16 protein-coding genes and 1 tRNA gene are annotated in these 17,898 nt (G+C 41.8%); all 17 read right to left on the reverse strand.

Features of this window, described 5'->3' with window-relative positions:
* Nucleotides 1-179: 179 nt before the first annotated feature.
* The gene (locus EKM61_RS05060; RefSeq protein WP_068222897.1) at nucleotides 180-770 is read right to left on the reverse strand and encodes an ECF transporter S component; all 591 of its coding nucleotides are present in this window, start codon (nucleotides 768-770) and stop codon (nucleotides 180-182) included.
* A gap of 121 nt (nucleotides 771-891) precedes the next feature.
* A complete protein-coding gene (locus EKM61_RS05065; protein WP_068222894.1) occupies nucleotides 892-1,272 on the reverse strand; it encodes a DUF956 family protein in 381 nt (126 codons plus the stop codon).
* Nucleotides 1,273-1,510: 238 nt separating this feature from the next.
* Nucleotides 1,511-1,897 (reverse strand): DUF956 family protein, encoded by a 387-nt coding sequence (locus EKM61_RS05070; RefSeq protein ID WP_068222885.1) that lies wholly within the window; start codon nucleotides 1,895-1,897, stop codon nucleotides 1,511-1,513.
* A 436-nt stretch (nucleotides 1,898-2,333) separates the two neighbouring features.
* Entirely contained in the window at nucleotides 2,334-3,248 is a 915-nt protein-coding gene (locus EKM61_RS05075; RefSeq protein WP_068376598.1) for a PTS system mannose/fructose/sorbose family transporter subunit IID, read from the reverse strand.
* 19 nt (nucleotides 3,249-3,267) lie between these two features.
* Entirely contained in the window at nucleotides 3,268-4,086 is an 819-nt protein-coding gene (locus EKM61_RS05080) for a PTS mannose/fructose/sorbose transporter subunit IIC (protein WP_068222870.1), read from the reverse strand.
* Nucleotides 4,087-4,125: 39 nt separating this feature from the next.
* On the reverse strand, nucleotides 4,126-5,097 hold the full coding sequence (locus EKM61_RS05085; RefSeq protein ID WP_068222867.1) for a mannose/fructose/sorbose PTS transporter subunit IIA: 972 nt from the start codon (nucleotides 5,095-5,097) through the stop codon (nucleotides 4,126-4,128).
* 129 nt (nucleotides 5,098-5,226) lie between these two features.
* Entirely contained in the window at nucleotides 5,227-5,730 is a 504-nt protein-coding gene (locus EKM61_RS05090; RefSeq protein ID WP_068222864.1) for a PTS system mannose/fructose/N-acetylgalactosamine-transporter subunit IIB, read from the reverse strand.
* 25 nt (nucleotides 5,731-5,755) lie between these two features.
* A complete protein-coding gene (locus EKM61_RS05095) occupies nucleotides 5,756-6,160 on the reverse strand; it encodes a PTS sugar transporter subunit IIA (protein ID WP_068222861.1) in 405 nt (134 codons plus the stop codon).
* A gap of 234 nt (nucleotides 6,161-6,394) precedes the next feature.
* On the reverse strand, nucleotides 6,395-9,253 hold the full coding sequence (locus EKM61_RS05100; RefSeq protein ID WP_068376593.1) for a sigma-54-dependent transcriptional regulator: 2,859 nt from the start codon (nucleotides 9,251-9,253) through the stop codon (nucleotides 6,395-6,397).
* 251 nt (nucleotides 9,254-9,504) lie between these two features.
* Nucleotides 9,505-9,589: transfer RNA gene (locus EKM61_RS05105), tRNA-Leu, on the reverse strand.
* 70 nt (nucleotides 9,590-9,659) lie between these two features.
* Nucleotides 9,660-10,529 (reverse strand): homoserine kinase, encoded by an 870-nt coding sequence (thrB, locus tag EKM61_RS05110; protein WP_082918476.1) that lies wholly within the window; start codon nucleotides 10,527-10,529, stop codon nucleotides 9,660-9,662.
* A gap of 226 nt (nucleotides 10,530-10,755) precedes the next feature.
* Entirely contained in the window at nucleotides 10,756-12,036 is a 1,281-nt protein-coding gene (locus tag EKM61_RS05115; RefSeq protein ID WP_068222851.1) for a homoserine dehydrogenase, read from the reverse strand.
* Nucleotides 12,029-12,496 carry a SprT family protein gene (locus EKM61_RS05120; protein WP_068222850.1) on the reverse strand — a complete coding sequence of 156 codons (468 nt, stop codon included), beginning with the start codon at nucleotides 12,494-12,496 and terminating at the stop codon, nucleotides 12,029-12,031. The genes EKM61_RS05115 and EKM61_RS05120 overlap by 8 nt, the downstream gene beginning before the upstream one ends.
* The gene (locus tag EKM61_RS05125; RefSeq protein WP_068376591.1) at nucleotides 12,489-14,672 is read right to left on the reverse strand and encodes a Tex family protein; all 2,184 of its coding nucleotides are present in this window, start codon (nucleotides 14,670-14,672) and stop codon (nucleotides 12,489-12,491) included. Before EKM61_RS05125 ends, EKM61_RS05120 begins: the two co-directional genes overlap by 8 nt.
* 360 nt (nucleotides 14,673-15,032) lie before the next feature.
* A complete protein-coding gene (locus EKM61_RS05130) occupies nucleotides 15,033-15,809 on the reverse strand; it encodes an ABC transporter ATP-binding protein (protein WP_068222839.1) in 777 nt (258 codons plus the stop codon).
* On the reverse strand, nucleotides 15,799-16,701 hold the full coding sequence (locus EKM61_RS05135) for an ABC transporter permease (protein ID WP_068222836.1): 903 nt from the start codon (nucleotides 16,699-16,701) through the stop codon (nucleotides 15,799-15,801). Before EKM61_RS05135 ends, EKM61_RS05130 begins: the two co-directional genes overlap by 11 nt.
* On the reverse strand, nucleotides 16,698-17,702 hold the full coding sequence (trpX, locus tag EKM61_RS05140) for a tryptophan ABC transporter substrate-binding protein (protein ID WP_068222831.1): 1,005 nt from the start codon (nucleotides 17,700-17,702) through the stop codon (nucleotides 16,698-16,700). The genes EKM61_RS05135 and trpX overlap by 4 nt, the downstream gene beginning before the upstream one ends.
* Nucleotides 17,703-17,898: the final 196 nt, after the last annotated feature.

Here is a 17,898-nt window from a genome sequence, read left to right on the forward strand (position 1 = left end):
ATGTAAAAGACAAACCGATTTCTCAATTTCGAGAAGCCGGTTTGCCTTTTTTAAACGGTCGATTATTTACTGCTTACGATCCTTCTTAGTTCCATAGTGTTAAATCACAATACAAAAAAAGATCGTAACGAATTTAGGGTCAAATTCATTACGACCTTCAAAATAACGGTACTGTATCATCAATCTTTTCGGTAACGCTGCAACGGCAAACTAATTAATGGGCCAACAATTGCTGCCAAAATGGCCTCCGGAATACCATTCGTCGCCACAACAACTAATAATACATTGAGTAGTCCGTTTAAATTAGTGTGATAAACTGCCGCCACTTGTGGATTTCGGTAAAATATATAAATTAAGCCAAGCACTAAAATAGTATTGGTCAGCGCCCCAGCCAAACTAGCAAACATCATCCCTACAGTTTGCGGTAAGTGTGTTTTCCTTAACCAGTTAAACAAATAGCCTGTTACCAGACCAATTAGGATTCGCGGCACAATGGCAATCACTGGATTTGTAAAAACTAATGGCGCCAGTGGACTCGTAGGCGAAGTGAACGCCCGGATAAAGGTGATTAGGCCCCAAACACCCCCAACAATTGCACCATCGATCGGACCTAAAACCATGGCCGCAATAATAACCGTTACGTGAATAGTCGTTAAATCTAACGGCCCAATTGGAATGTACCCGAATAGCGGTACAAAATTCTGAATAATAATAATGGCAATAAAAAGTGCTAGAATACTAATTCGGTAAGCCGATCTTCCCTTAGTCAAGATACATCACTCTCCCTTAGCTACTTCGCTATTATAGCATTAGTAAAGTTTGGTCTAAAAGTAATTTTATTGATTTTTGTAAACCATACAGTTCGTGCTTAAAATCGAAACACTCACTGGTTTAATCACTTTTTTTCTTAGACATATTTTCAAAATCATGCCTTAGACCATCAAAAATACTTTTTGGTCTAACTAAATGACTGGGATCGACATACTGGCGAATCATTCGTAAAACCTCTTTGGGATCCTTAGAAGAGAATGCATACGTACCGCGTTGTTTTGTTTGGATCGAATAACGGGAAATCCGCCTTTTCCTAAATCCAACCGAAGCAATCACGTAGTCAACCTCTTCCCAGGGTACCTGAATAAAATTACGGTATTTCTGGTCGTTCAAAAATTCAAAACCCTTATCACCAACGATGATTTTACCATACTGCGTTGTCCCGGCATATAAAGTTGCCTTGACCTTTAGATCAACTTTCGTATTAATTGATTCAATCATTTCGGTCCCCCGTTTCTTTTTGCTCATTTCATTTAGTTAAAACCGTTAATTATTTTTCCCCGATACGTTGGAAAATCATTTTATTTGATCTTACACTGATTAATCCGCGTAAGAAACCGCGAAAAATAGATTGATACCCTTCGGCTAAGTTTGAAAATTACCTTTACCAAATATTCTAGCATTTTAAAAAATCACCGTCAGAAAAAATCTGATAGTGATTTTAATGGATAAATTAGCCCTATTTAGCCTTTTTCCGTTTACTAAACAGACCAACGATACCGCGTTTTAAAACATCTAAGAATGTCAAAGAACGTACCATGTGGCTTGGATCAACGTATACCCGAATACATCGCAATAATTTTTTCGGGTTTTTAGCCGAAAAAGTATAGGTACCGTTTTTCTTAGTCCGAATGGCAAAACGTGGAATCCAATGTCCTTTGAACATGACAGAAGCCAAAACATAATCTAATTCATTCCACGGAACTTGAATAAAATCACGAACATTATGTTCATTAAAAAATTCAAATCCTTTATCACCAACCATAATTCTGCCGTATTTTGCTGTTCCTAAATAGGACGTAGCATCAACGACTAAATCGACTTTCGTATTAATTGATTCAACCATTTGCTCAACTCCATTTCTCTACAATACTCACAATAGATTAAGTATAGGCCAGATTTACAAACACTAGTATTTCTTAACGCTTATCCCAAAAACATTTAGACCCTACGCCGCAATTACAAGTTATCCGCCATATATTGCTAATAACACTACGGATTCAACTACAGCAAATTAAAACTAGATAATACATTATAACTGTACCACGATAACTTAATAATTGGTTCCAATGTCCGTAAATACTTTTAAAAAAGAGGCCGGGACAAAAGTCCCAGCCTCTTATTGTTCCGATCATTATTCTAGAACGTGTGCCAAAAGTCTGAGTTCACGTGCCTAACTACAGCTAATCTAACAACCATAGTACGGTTATTGGATTAGCTTACGTTACGCAGTAAACCCAAAACCGACTTTTGTTCCACTCCCTTTAACCAAATCACTATGCTTACATAACGTGTAATACGTGTAATACAACACCAACAACGAATAAGCCAAGAATAATGATGATTGGTGAAACTTTCTTCTTCAATAACCACATGCATAAGAATGTTAAGAGTAATCCAGCTAAACCTGGAATTAAAAGATCTAGGTTATCTTGCAATGTTGTTACTTTGAACTTATCTAAAGATAAACCAGCAGCTTGCTGTGTCAAAGCTTCTTTGATCCCAGCAGAGCCCTTTGGCAATTTAGCCCAGTCAATAAAGGCACCTTTAGACTGTTGAATCTTCGAAACAACAGGTGTGAACTTAACAACAACCCAACGGTTAATTAACGACCCTAAGATAAACATACCAAGAATGGTAGCACCTTTAGTGACATCTTGTAATAAACCACCAGATAAATCTTCAGCAATTGCAGAACCTGCTTTGTAACCAAATTCTTGTGTATACCACATGAAGCCCATCCGAATTAAATTCCAAAAAACGAAATAGATGATTGGTCCCATAATGTTACCGCCCATTGCTAGAGAAGCAGCAAGAGCACCTAAGATTGGCTTAACCGTGAACCAGAATACTGGATCGCCGACACCAGCCAAAGGACCCATCATACCTACTTTTACACCTTGGATAGCAACGTCATCAATTGGGGCACCATTAGCACGTTCTTCTTCAAGTGCCATTGTTACACCAATAATTGGTGAAGCTAAGTATGGATGTGTATTAAAGAATTCCAAATGACGCTTTAAAGCAGCGGAACGATCTTCTTTTGTCTTATATAACTTTTTAATAACTGGAATTAATGTATAGCACCAGCCACCATTTTGCATACGTTCATAGTTCCAAGAACCTTGAATGAAGGTTGAACGCCACCAAACATTGATACGATCTCTTTTGGTTAAAGTAATTTTATTATCTGCCATTTTCTGTACGCTCCCTTCACTAATAATTATCTATGACATCGCCGAGTGGGTCACCAGAACCGGATCCACCACCGTTATCGTTTCCTTTACCTGAGCCACCCATTTTAGAAAGTGTCAAGTAAATGAGTGCCATTGAAACACCAATAGCACCAAGACCAATCAAAGTTAAGTCTTGAACGGTTCCTAATACGAAGCCAATGGCGAAGAATGGCCATACTTCAGCAGTAGCCATCATGTTGATAACCATTGCGTACCCAACGGCAACAACCATACCACCACCAATGGATAAGCCTTTAGTTAACCAAGTAGGCATAGCGCTAAGTAAGCTTCTTACAGGGCCAGCACCAACTGCTAAGATTAAAGCAGCAGGAATAGCGATTCGGATACCTTGCATACAGATAGCGATAATATGCCAAGTTTCAATGCCTCTAAAACTACCTTTTTCAGCATAACGATCCATGATATGAACAATAGCAGTTGCAACAGTCCGAGCAAGAATTGTTAATAATAATCCTGCTACGGCAAGTGGTACGGCAATGGCAATGGCAGATGATACACCAGCTTTGCCTTGACCACCTAAAACTAAAATAATTGCGGATGCAACACCGGCTAAGGCAGCATCAGGTGCAACAGCGGCACCAACGTTAGCCCAGCCTAAAGCGATCATTTGTAACGTCCCACCTAAAATTAAGCAAGGAACTAAATCCCCGGTTACAAGGCCGATTAACGTACAAGAGATAACTGGTTGGTGAAAATGGAATTCATCCAAGACACCTTCCATACCAGCTAAAAATGCAACGAAAACAACCAGTATCATTTGAATAGCGTTTAAATTCATGGTAATTAATCCTCCGTTTCCTTCAAGTATTTACTAAAACTAAGCCTGTTGTTTCAATTGGTCTTCGGCTTTTTTGAGGATAGAATCCATGTTTTCCCCATTATCACCGGGAACCTTCCGGACATCAAATTTGACGCCGTCGGCTTTGAGTTTAGCAAAAGTATCAATATCGTTTTGGTCAAAAGCTAAAACTTTATTTGGTTGTACTTTACCAACTGAATGAGCCATTGAGCCAACGTTAAGTGTCTCGATTGGAACACCGCCTTCAATAACCCGTAAGGCATCTTGTGGTGTTTCAAAAAGAAGGAGCGCACGTTGACCACCAAAATGCTTATCGTCCTTGGCAATCTTGATCATTTGGGAAATTGGAATAACGTGAGCCTTAACACCAACTGGTGCGGCCTGTTGAATTAAGTTCTTCCGTAAATCATCCTTAGCAACAGAATCTGAAACAACGATGATCCGCGTTGGTTGAACTGATTTAGTCCAAGCCGTTGCAATTTGACCATGAAGTAAACGTGAATCAATCCGTGAAAGCACGTATTTCATTGATCCAGGCTTACCGGCACTAGCACCCGCATCAGCTGCCTTGGCTGCTGGAGCCTTAGGTGCTAATTCTTCTGGCCGGATCTTAACTCCGTCTTTACCTGAAGCTAAAATGTGTGCCGCAATTTTGTGTGCTGAATCCATTGACATTCGTGAACCATACGCCTCAAGCAACATTGGCAAGTTTAGACCAGTTACGATCGCCCACTTGTCCTTATGCTCCTCAAACAAATTGTTTGTTTGATTGAACGGCGTACCGCCCCAAAGATCGACTAAGAACAACACTTCATCTTGATTATCGAAAGATGAAACTGCATCTTCCAATTTTGCCTTAATGTCATCAGGGCCTTCGCTTGGCATCAACGTAACAGCTTTAACGTTTTCTTGTTCCCCGAAAATCATTGTTCCGGATTGCAAGATACCTTCGGCGAATTTACCATGACTAGCAATGATAATTCCTACCATCTTTTTACCTCCCATTACAATAAAATATTATGAATAAGTGCAGAGTAGCTATCCAACTACCCAACCAACAGGAAAACCTGTCAATTTATTGTTTAAAATGAAGATCGGACACTGGGTCTGAGCCTTCAATTAGAAACCATTTTTTGTGAGCAGATCGCCTAAATTTTGCTTACGATCTGCCGGAACTTTTTGGGCAAAAACGTCTAAATCCGCTTCGTTATGTAAATAACGTAGTGCATCAGCCTGTTCTTGACCAACGGCAACTGAATTGGTAATCAACTTCATTCCGTCCAAGAAAACTAAACTACCAATGTTAATTCCAACGTGACTAAGGTTAATGCCGCCCTTGACTAAACGCACCATGTCCTCAACAGTTTCCGTTAACAACAAAACTTTAAAATCGTCGAACAAGGGATCCTGATAAATCCGAATCATCTTATCAATCGTAATGACACTTGTTCGAACACTTGGCGGTGCTGCTTGTACTAGCAGGGTCTTACGTAACTTATCCTTTGCCACGTTATCTGAAACAATCAAAATGCGATTAGGTGACACACTTCTTGTCCATACAGTAGCAACTTGGCCGTGAAGCAAGCGACTATCGACACGTGCTAAACAAATGTCCATTGTCACGATAACTCGATCCTTTCAGCATTAGTTACTCCTGAAATATGGTTAAATCTAAGTGCTTAACCCCCGCCCTAGCAGTCTCTTCAAGGTGTGTGACAACTGCAGCAAGCGGCTTGTCCCGAACAGTATACGCTTCCAATAACATCGGTAAATTCACACCGGTGACCAAAGCGTAACGATCCAAATCTTCAGCAACAATCCGACTTGCAGTGTTGAACGGTGACCCGCCAAACAAATCAACCAAGAAAAGAATTTGATCATCGGCTCCGAATGACTCAATCGTCGTCTGGAATTTATCCATTAAGTCGTCTGGGCCCTCATCAGGCATAAATGTTATGGCCTTGACCAAATCTTGCTCACCAAAAATCATTTGGGACGATTGCAAAATTCCTTCAGAAAATTTGCCGTGGCTGGCAATGATAATTGCTAACACTGTTTCACCTCCTGGAGAACGTCTCAAATGGGCCATCAAAGCTCCTTTGAAACTATCTGCGCCTAACCTAAATTAAATTAAAGCTGGTTTAAATCAGTCGTACACCTATCTATAAAGCAAATACCGTGCCAACTTTTGTGTATTAGTTATAAATCGCTGTTTAGCGGCCATTTGCGGCCACAAAAAAATGTATCAATACACTATTTTTTAGTGTATTGATACATTAACAAAAATTTAGGAAGCGTATTTTTCAGTTTGTGTATCGAATAATTGCTCAATATAGTAAGTTTCGGCATCATTTAACGAAAGCTGTAACTTACTCTGTAATAATTGATTAGCTGTTTGAATACTGTGATAGTAGGGCGACTTTGTGACTGTTGCCAATTCATGATCGTCAACTGAAATCGGATCCCGCAGTAACGCACGTTCAATTGCGCCAGCAACATGTAAAATTAAACCAATTCTAAATGTATTGGTAAACGAAACGGCCAATTCACCGCTCACCGTATCCGTATAGGACCAAAGAACATCGATTAATTTATGCGGATTAATGTACATGAAGTAGTCGCGCATGTACTCCTCACACAATTCCTTAGTTAAACTAGGACTAGATTTTTGGATATCTTTTGTGTCTAATCCATCAATAACCTGATCAAAGAAGTCTTCCCCGTCACCTTGCAATAATTTTTCTAGGGAAATATACGGAACATTCAAATTTGGTTTAACAATTCCCGTAGTAGCGATAATCTGGTATTTTTGGCTGAGGTTAAAGATCGTTTGGTTCATATTAACCACTGAAATTGGAATCACAGTAATATCATCGTCTAACCGCTGGGCTAATTTTTTATCGAGCATTTGCTTGATCTTAACGGCAGTTCCTTCCCCAGTTGAGCAAATCGCAATAATTCCTTTGGGCAAATTTGCGAGTGGTTCCTTGCTATGTTGCGTAAACATTTCCGCATTGGGCAACGTCTCGGCGTTAACTTTGGAATAGCCCCCAAATTCCTTTAATTCCTGATAAATGGCCGCCAAATCATTATCGATCATCTCGGTTTTGCGAACGGCCTCTAAAATCATCGCCGTTGTCACCATATCAACCGTTTTGACCTCAATTCCAGTTTCATCAAATAGCTGTTGGGAAAAGGTCGACAACGAGCCCATATCCACTAACAGTAAAACACCGTTACCTTGATCAACCTGACGAACCTTTTTAACGATGCCGCCGTAAGCGACCTTAGGGCTCATCTCAACTGGCATATCGTAGGCGGCAATATTGTCCGGTGACAATAATTTGGCCACAACTTCCACCATTGAACTGGCCGTACTACTACCATGAGCCGCAACCACGACACCAACTTTACCGGCAACTTGATCAGATTTTAAAGAGGCAAGTAAAATCGTGATGTAATAGACTTCTGACTGGGGAATCGGCACTTGGTAATGATCTTCTAAATCTTTTTTGATCAAACCAGCCGCATCCAATTCTTGCGGGTAATCCGCCACCATTTCTTTTAGATCATCACTAATACTGCGAATCACTTTTCCCGACTGAACACGCTTAACAAAGGATGAGATGTGTAAACTAACCGCGTACACAAAATTTTGCTTAAAGGTGTAGCCTAACATGTCCTGCACCTTTAATTGAACTTGCTTCGTAAAATTAATAATATCATTATCAACGATATCGGCCAGTTTATCATCTTCAGGGGCATCTAAATCGCTTTTTTTATAAAATGATTTCAAATGAATATTGATATCCGTCGTAATAAAATTATTGATGTGCTCCTGATCAAGCCCCTCTGACTTTAAAATGGCCGCCTTACTACCAATAATTTCGTAAAGATTATAGGGTAACTCATAGGCGTCTTCCTTGACCAAGGCAGTTGCTTCCTCAGGTGCTACGGTCATGTAGGGCTCAAGCAATTTGGTGACCTCGCCTAATTCATCCCGATCTGACGCAAGGGCCGCGATCCCCATCTTAATGTTGTCCGGTAAATCTTCCGAAGTAATCACAATTTCATCCTGTGACTGCATATTTTTCAAAAAGCCCTTGGCACAGACCAACTGAATGTTCGACTTTAATTGGCCAACGTTTCCGTAAGTAACACTGCCCAGCAAAGCCTTAACCACATCTTCGGATAACCGAATTTGTTTATGAATTCGGTTAGCCTCTAATGAAAATAACGCGCGTAATAAGGACAATCGTTCATTGGCCGGCCGCGTATTAAACGTCGGTAGCTGAATGAGAATCGGAATCCGGCGGACAAAGGTTGCTAACAGACTACTCTCGGGATTTTCAGTCGTCGCACACACTAAGCGAACGTCGGCGTGATGCGTTTTTGCAGTTTCACCTAATCGACTATAAGTTCCATGATCCATAAAATAAAAGATCATTTCCTGTCCTTCTGGAGGCAATCGGTGAACTTCATCAAGAAAGAGCATCCCACCATTTGCTTCCTGAATAAGACCATCCTTATCTTCGTTGGCGCCGGTAAACGAACCCTTGGTGTACCCGAACAGATGTGACATCAACAACTCTGGATTATGAGCGTAATCAGCACAATTAAAGGTAATCAATGGTTGATTCTTATCAATAATGTGGTGAATTTGCGAAAATTGATACATCCCATTGGCAAAAAAAGTTTTACCAGAACCAGTTGGGCCAACAATTAATGTATTTAACCCCTTAGGTGGATAAAGCATGGCCGCCTTGGCCTGTTCCACTTGGTTCTTTAGACTCCCATTTGCCCCAATCATTTTATCGAAGAAATCAGTTTTACTAACTGAGAAAGTATTGGTCACTTGCGTGGGTTGTGCTGGCATTGCAGTTACCGGATCGGCCGTTTTGCGTATGATTGCATCAGGTTGAACCAAAAATTTGGCTGGTAAATAACGCACTGGCCGGCCAGCTAGTTTTTGTAATTTCCCAGAACGAACCAAATCATTTAGTGCCTTCGAAACATTCGGTCGTACAATTTCCAAGGCCGCGGCAACTGATTTAGTTGTCGGCCCTGCACCTTGTTCAATTGCAGTGGCCGTTAGTTGCTTAGTACCATCTAAAACGTAATCATAAATTCGCTCAACACGCCTCATCTGCTTGCTCCCTTCAAAATCCCCGTCCAATCCAACTACTAGTGTATCAAATAAAAGATCCTAACCCCATTATAATAACTACTATAAACCGCTGTCAATTTACATTAGTGTATCATTGATCGATTTACTTTAATACGTTTACGCTAAATTAATTAAAAAAGCATTAGCACAGATCTTGCGGCCAATTATTTAAATGGACAAAAAAAAGACTGAGGTCTAAACCTCAATCTTTTAATCAAATCTATCATTGATGCGGCTGACTGGACTTGAACCAGCACGGGAAATATATCCCACCAGATCCTTAATCTGACGCGTCTGCCATTCCGCCACAACCGCAATTGCCAACTTTTATAGTTTAGCAAATTATTTTTACTGGTGCAACTTTTTTTTAAAGACTTCTCAGAAACTACTTAGTAACCATTAATCCACTGGTGTCAACATCCAGCGTTAACCATTCACCAGCCAACGCTAATTGTTTAACGGCTTTTTGTGCGGTAACCAAGCTATCTGGCGCAACCATTGTCAACACTGTTGGTCCGGCGCCACTTAAGTAGGTTCCGTAAATACCTTCATTCTGTAATACCTGACGAATTTTACCTAGTTGCGGAACTAACTGCCGGCGATAGGTTTCGTGAAATTGGTCGCGGCCCATCATTTGGGTTGCCAATTGTAAATTCCCCCGTAAAACGGCCGCCACCAAAACATTGGCCGCCGAGCTCGTCGCAACTGCATTTCTTAATGATAACTGTTTCGGTAATACTGCCCGACTTTTTGCAGTCAGTAACTTAGTGCCTGGCACGAAAACTAACGCCTTTGCGGCCGGAAATGGCGCACTAATTGCATTAGCTTGAACACCATCAAATGTTGCAACGACAAAATTACCGTAAATTACTGGCGCTACATTATCCGGATGGCCTTCCAGGCGAACCGCAATTTGTAACTTCTCTTCATTACTTAATCCCAAACCACCAAGTTGATTGGCCAACTCAATTCCCGCAACAATTGCCGAAGAACTGCTGCCCAAGCCACGAGCCAAAGGGATATTTGTCGTTTCCACTAAATGATGCGGCGGTAAATCAGGTACTAAGGCCAAGGCAGTTTTGATGATGAGATTACGTTTGTCAGAAGGAATGTCGGCACTAAAAGGCTGCGTCATTAACCAATCCTGCCGCGCTTCTTTTATTTCTAAAGTCAGATATAAATTCAAAGCAATTCCAATTGAATCAAAACCTGGTCCAAGGTTGGCGCTTGTCGCCGGTACACGAATAACTGTCACTTTCATTCCTCCTCAATTCTATAAGGTCCATTTTACGTTGCCGCAAAATCCTATTTTCGGATGATATCCACTAGCGCAACAAGCAATGTTGGCAACTATGAACCGTTGCCCTTTTGCGTACGTTGTCCATAGCAGCTACCAAGCAAGCTTGGACTGCTACTGGCATTCTCCTAGCACGAAAACCGCGCCCTGAAAACAGGAACCTCCGAACACTTTAAGGTCATAATTAATCCAAAACCCGGTAACTAGAGATTAATTCAATGTTTTCTAATACGGCTACTTTTTCCTGAACTTTCTCTAATTGGGCCAAACTAATTTCGTGGGTAATCATAACAACCCGGGCAAAATCACCATCGCTGGACGTTTGAAAAATCTGGCGGAAACTGGCCTTCGATTCGGCCATAATTCGGGTTAAGGCCAACATTTGCCCAGGAATGTCCCGCACCCTTAATGCGAGGTAGTACGCGGACTTAACTGCACTATTAGGTGCAATGGCCACCTGGTGCCGGTAGCTGTTAAAAGTATTACCGGTAATGCCAATCCCAATATCCTTGGTTACGGCAATAATATCACTGACAACACTGTTGGCCGTCGGTAGCTCACCCGCGCCAGGTCCGTAAAACATTGTGTTGCCAACCGCCGCACTTTTAACAACCACGGCATTATTTTCGTTTTGTACAGCCGCCAATGGATTGCTGTTTGCAATTAATGTTGGTCCCACGGAAACACTTGCCTTACCATCAATTTCCTTGGCGTCACCAATTAACTTAATCGTGTAGCCCAAACTTTGTGCCTGTTGAATGTCTTCCAGCCGAACCTTGTCGATTCCTTCGACAGTGACGTTTTCCAATTTAAGGCTCATGCCAAAAGCAAACTGCGTTAAGATAATCATTTTATAAGCGGCGTCAATTCCCATAACATCGTTCGTTGGGTCACTTTCAGCAAAGCCTAAGTCCTGGGCCGATTTCAAGGCCGCTGCGTAACTAACTTTCTTCTGGTTCATCTGCGTCAAAATATAATTAGTTGTCCCGTTAACAATCCCACTAACTTCTAAAATTTGATCAGCAGCAAAACTATTAACAATCGTTCGCAAAATTGGAATTCCACCAGCAACACTAGCCTCATACATGAGATCACGTTGTTTTCTTGCCGCAATATCAACCAACTCGCCGCCTTTTTGGGCAATTAGATCCTTATTAGCAGTAACAACGTGTTTCCCCGCTTGTAATAGACGTTTTATGTAGTCTTCCGCCGGTTGGATGGTTCCCATCACTTCAACCACAATTTGAACGGCCGGATCCTGAATCATATCCTCAATGTTAGCCGTCATCGGTACACCATCCAGCTTAGTGTCGCGGTGTTTTTCTGGGTGCCGAACGATGACTCGCTTGATGGTTAACCGGCGACCAGTAATTGATGAAATTTTCGCCTGATTATCCTGTAATAAACGAACAACCCCGCTACCAACTGTCCCCAAACCGAGCAAACCAATTCCAATTTCACGCATAAGATTCCCCTCTTTCTGTAATTAACTGTAAATGACCGTGACAATGGCCACAAACATACTTTTTCAAATTAATTCGCCGCTGTCGCTGGTAATGATGACCACACTTGCGACAGACGTACTGGTACTTCTTTTTGACAACTTGCTGCGGTAAAGCCGGTGCGTAGCGACTCCCACCAACCTGAAGTAATAATTTTTTAAAGGCTGCATCTCGGTGCTGGTAACCACTACCAGTTAAATGTAAATGGTAATGACACAGTTCATGCTTGATAATACCAATTAAAACTTGCTTGCCATAATGCTGATACATTTTAGGGTTAATGTCAATATGGTGATCACGTAAATCATAGCGGCCCCCAGTTGTCCGTAAACGTGGGTTAAAAACAGCAACGTGCTTAAAGGGCCGCTTAAATGAGGTTAACGAAACCTCCTGCACCAATTTAGTTAAGTCAGTGTTATCCATGCTTTTCCTCTGGCGGCAACATTGTTAGCTGCACCCGTTCACGCTCTTTATCAACCGCTAAGACCCAAACGTGCACAATATCACCAACCGAGACCACATCGCTAGGTCGCTTAACAAAATGATCAGCTAATTGCGAAATATGAACCAAACCATCGTGCTTAACGCCGATGTCGACAAAAGCGCCAAAATCAATCACATTCCGTACGGTACCTTCTAAAGCCATCCCTGCTTTTAAATCAGCGATGGTCAACACATCCGTCCGCAATAATGGCTGTGCAAAATCATCCCGCAAATCACGACCTGGTTTGATCAATCCAGCAATAATATCTTGTAACGTAACGGCGCCAACTTCAAATTCACTGGCCAATTCAGCCACATTTGCCTGTTGCAAGGTGTTCTTCGCCTTTTCGCGGCCAACATCGGCCAAAGTTAACCCAAAATGGGCCAAAATTTGCTTAGCCAGTGAATAACTTTCTGGATGAATATCAGTATTATCCAAAATCGTTTTACCACCAATAATGCGAAGAAATCCAACTGACTGCTCGACCGCCTTTGGTCCTAAGCGGGGCACTTTTTTAAGCGCCTTTCGATCGGTAAAATTACCAACTTCATTACGCATCGTGACGACATTATGGGCCGTTGTTTTCGTCAGGCCAGAAATATGGGCCAATAACTCTGGACTGGCTGTATTAACGTTAACCCCAACGCTGTTTACCACATTTTCCACAACAACATCTAGCTGTTCACCCAGGTGCTTCTGGGAAACGTCATGTTGGTACTGACCAACCCCAACCGCTTTTGGGTCAATTTTAATCAGCTCGGCCAAAGGGTCCTGCAACCGGCGAGCGATACTGACCGCACTCCGTTCTTCAACGTTAAATTCTGGAAACTCATCCCGGGCCACTTGACTGGCCGAATAAACACTGGCACCAGCCTCGTTAACAATGACGTAATAAACTTTCCGGTCAATTGTTTTTAGCACTTCGGCGACAAACTGTTCTGATTCTCGACTAGCCGTTCCGTTACCAATCGCAATCATTTCAACCTGATTTTTTTCAATCAAGTTTTTAAATGCTGGTGCCGCGGCCTTGCGTTTTTCGGCGTTAGCTGGTTTGTGCGGGTAAATGACTAACTTATCTAAAAATTTACCGGTCGGATCAACCACGGCCAATTTGCAGCCTGTGCGGTAAGCTGGATCAAACCCAAGCACAACCCGCCCTTTTAGCGGTGCCTGCAGTAACAAATGCTTCAAATTATCCCCGAAAACAGCAATCGCTTGGTCGCCAGCACTTTCAGTTAATTGATTCCGAATTTCCCGCTCAATTGCTGGACCAATAAATCGTTTATAGGCATCCTCAATGGCCGCTTGCACGTACTGTGCCGCAGTGTTAGTCGTGCCCCGCAAAACTTGCTGCGCCATGTGCCAAATAATCGGCCGGTCGGAGACTTCAAGATGGGCCTTGAGAATACCGGCCTTTTCGCCCCGATTGATTGCTAAAACACGGTAAGATACCATCTTTGCTAGAGGTTCGTTAAAATCATAATAAATCGCGTAAACTTGTTTTTCATCTTCCGCCTTAGTTTTAACTTGCGAAATAAAATGCGCATTTTTTTCCGTATATTGCCGAATCCAACGACGAAAATCTGCGTTATCACTAAATTGTTCGGCCAAAATTTCGTGGGCACCGGCGAAAACGGCCGCCACGTCAGGAACATTCTTTTCTGAATCAACGTATTCCTCAGCCTTTTGTTGTAGTGCGGTCGCCGAACTATTTGGTAGTTGCAATAAATAAGTTGCAAAGGGCGCTAAACCACTTTCTTTAGCAACCGTAGCTTTGGTCCGGCGCTTTTGCTTGTACGGTAAATAAAGATCTTCCACTTCCTGAAGCGTTTGTGCCGCCGCAATTTGTTGGCGCAATTTATCAGTCAGCTTATCCTGTTCAGCAATAATATTGGAAACTTCAGCCTGGCGTTTACTCAAGTTACCCTGGTAATGGTAGGCAGACTCAATCTCCCGAATCTGAACTTCATCTAAATTACCAGTAGCTTCTTTTCGGTAACGGGCCACAAAGGGAACCGTATTGCTACTGGTCAATAGTTCTAACGTTGCCTTAATTTGTTTTGCTTGATATTGGGGCAGTAATTTAATTGTCCGCTGTAAAACTGCGTTATCCATTTACTAATTCTCCTACACTTAATTTTCACGACTTAAACAATAGATCGTTTATTTGTCAGTGATTTCTTCTAGCTTTTATTATACGGTACTTTTCACCTAAATTACTAGAGAGTGTTTGAAAAAGCAGATTATTGCGTATAGCCTAGCTAGGCGAAAAGAGACGCGCAGCGAATCGTTCGACTGGCGTAGCTATACGCAATAATCTGCTTTTTCAAACACGTTTCAACTAAATTAGTCCGGAAAACACTCTCACTAGTATTTTCCAACCACCACATCAAAAACAACAGCGTGCAGTAACTCGCCACCAGATTTTAGTCTGGTACAACGAGTCACTTCACGCTGCCGTTTTTCATTAACTACTTAACCAATTGTTTCATCAAAGAAATCGTACAATTTCTCCCGGGTCATCGTCTGCTTTTGTTTAGCATCATAATCCGCTTCAATGCGGCCATCATCGATAACCACCAAGCGATTACCGTACTTTAATGCATCCTCTAGATGATGGGTAATCATTAAACAAGTAAGGTGATTCTGATTAATTCGTTCCATGGTATATTGCATTAATTGTTCACTTGTTTTGGGATCAAGTGCCGCCGTGTGCTCATCCAACAGTAAAATATCAGGGCTGGTCAAAGTCGCCATTAACAAACTTAGCGCCTGTCGCTGCCCACCAGATAAATTACCCGTTGGTGTGTCCAAATGGTTTTCTAAACCATTTCCCATTTCAGCGCACATTTCACGAAAGCGATCACGATTTTGGCGTAACTTGCGTAATCGTAACCCTCTTCTTTGACCACGTTGCGTTGCTAACAATAAATTCTCAGCAACGGTCATTCGCGGGGCCGTTCCCATTTTTGGATCCTGGAAAACACGGGCTAAAAAACTGGCTCGCTGCTCTTCATTTTGTTGCGCAATATTTTGGCCACGTAGTAAAACCTGGCCACTGGTTGGGTGGAGGTTACCGGCAATCGTATTGAATAACGTTGTTTTACCAGCACCATTTGTTCCCAAAATTGTAATGAAGTCGCCAGCGTTAATGGTTAAGTTTAATTTTTTTAGAATTGGTCGCAATTCGTTACCATTATTAACTGAGACTACAACATCCTTTAAACTTAATAATTCTTCTTTAGTCGTCATGTGTTGTCAGCCCCTTTCGAATCATTTGCCGTGTATGAAATTTAGTCTGAAATGCTGGTAGCATCAAAGCAAAGGCCAAGACAACTGCCGAAATTAATTTCAGATCATTGGTATTGAAGCCTAATTGCAAGACGATCAGGATAACAAAGCGGTAAAGAATACTGCCAAGCACCACGGCAACTAAGCGTTGATTCATGGTTAATTCGCCAAAAACAACTTCGCCGATAATAATTGAAGCAAGGCCAATAACGATGACCCCAATTCCCATTGAAACGTCAGCGTAACCGTTACTTTGGGCCATCAGACCGCCGGATAAACCGATAAAACCATTAGAGACCATTAGGCCCATAATTTTCATACCGTCCGTTTTAATTCCTAATGAACGGGCCATAAATTCATTATCACCAGTTGCAATAAAGGACTGGCCTAATTCAGTTTGTAAGAACCAAACTAAAAAGACAATCGTTACGATCACTAAACACAGGCCAATAAAAATACTGTCAAAATATTGTGGTAATGCCTTTAAGAATGGAAAGCTGAATAATGTTTTTTGATTTAACAAAGACACATTTGCTTTACCCATTACCCGTAAATTAATCGAATATAACGCCGTCATTACAAGGATTCCGGCTAACAAAATCGGAATTTTACCTTTGGTGTACAACAAGCCAGTGACAAGCCCGGCTAGCAGCCCCGCACCAAAAGCCAAGAGTGTCGCCAAAATTGGTGAAACACCATGGGTAATTGCCGTCACACAAACTGCCGCTCCAAACGGGAAAGTTCCTTCAACAGTCATATCTGGAAAATCTAGAATTCTAAAAGTTAGGAATAATCCAACGCCCATAATGCCCCATAATAGGCCTTGCCCAATTGCAGATACTATTAAACTCATCGAATGATCTCTCCTTTTTTAGAAGCTTCGTTCACTAAGTGTGTCGGAATATTGATCCCCAATAACTTGGCTTCTTTCATGTTTAGTACTAAATCGCCCTTAGCAATAATTTTGATTGGCGTCGTTGCTGGTTTTGCTTTGCCTTGCAACACATCGGCCGCCATATTTCCCGTTGCAACCCCTAATTGATACTGATTGATTCCGTAAGTGGCTAAACCGCCGTCATGGACCATTGTTCCAGCTGGTGGAAATACTGGTACGTGCGCGTTGTTAGCGTCTTTTACCAAGGTTTGCATAGCGGTTGCAATCGTATTATCCGTTGGTACGTAAACGGCCTTGACCTGCTGCAGCATCGTTTGCGCAACTTGATCCACATCACTGGAGTTAGAAACAGTGAATTCTTTAAGCTTAAAACCATACTTAGGTGCTACTTGCCGCACGACTTTAACTTCAGCGGCCGCCGAAGGATCACCGGAAGTGTACATTACACCTAACTCCTTAACGTTAGGCATAATTTCACGAACCAAACGAATTTGATCATTCGTTGGTGTCAGGTTCGAAACCCCCGTAATGTTGCCACCTGGATGCTTGTAGTTACTGACTAGCCCAGCGCTCTTTGGATTAGAGATTGCCCCAAGAATCAATGGTGTCGTTTTGTTTGCGTTGGCAATTGATTGGGCCGCTGGTGTTGCAATCCCAATATTAAGATCAGTATCCTCATTGTCAAACCGATCCGCCATTGATTTAAGGTTACTTTGATCGCCCTGAGCATTTTCAAAATCAATTTTAGCCGTCTTACCGTTGACGTAGCCCCGCTTCTTTAGCTGATCAATCGTTCCTTTAGTGATTTGATCCAAGGCCGGATGCGACATTGTTTGCAAAATACCGATGGTTGGTTTCTTGATTTCTTGTGGTGCTGTCGTTTTAACGCCACCTTCTTGAAAGAAAGCAACTCCCAAAAAAGCGACTAGAATAGCAATTAAACCGATCATTCGTTTCATTTTTGTCCGCCCCCAATTTGTTTTACAACCTGTTGCAGCTCTAACATAATAATTCCTCCCCTTACGAAATAACCTAAGTATGTTTGGAAAATACTTTTCAAACAAAAAAGCAATTGCCCAGTCTGGTGGGTAATTGCTTTAAGCAAACAAAAACCCGCATAGTATACGATCTATGCGGGCACTTTTAAAAGAGCAC

The organism is Loigolactobacillus backii (assembly GCF_003946275.1).
Classification (GTDB): Bacteria; Bacillota; Bacilli; order Lactobacillales; family Lactobacillaceae; genus Loigolactobacillus; species Loigolactobacillus backii.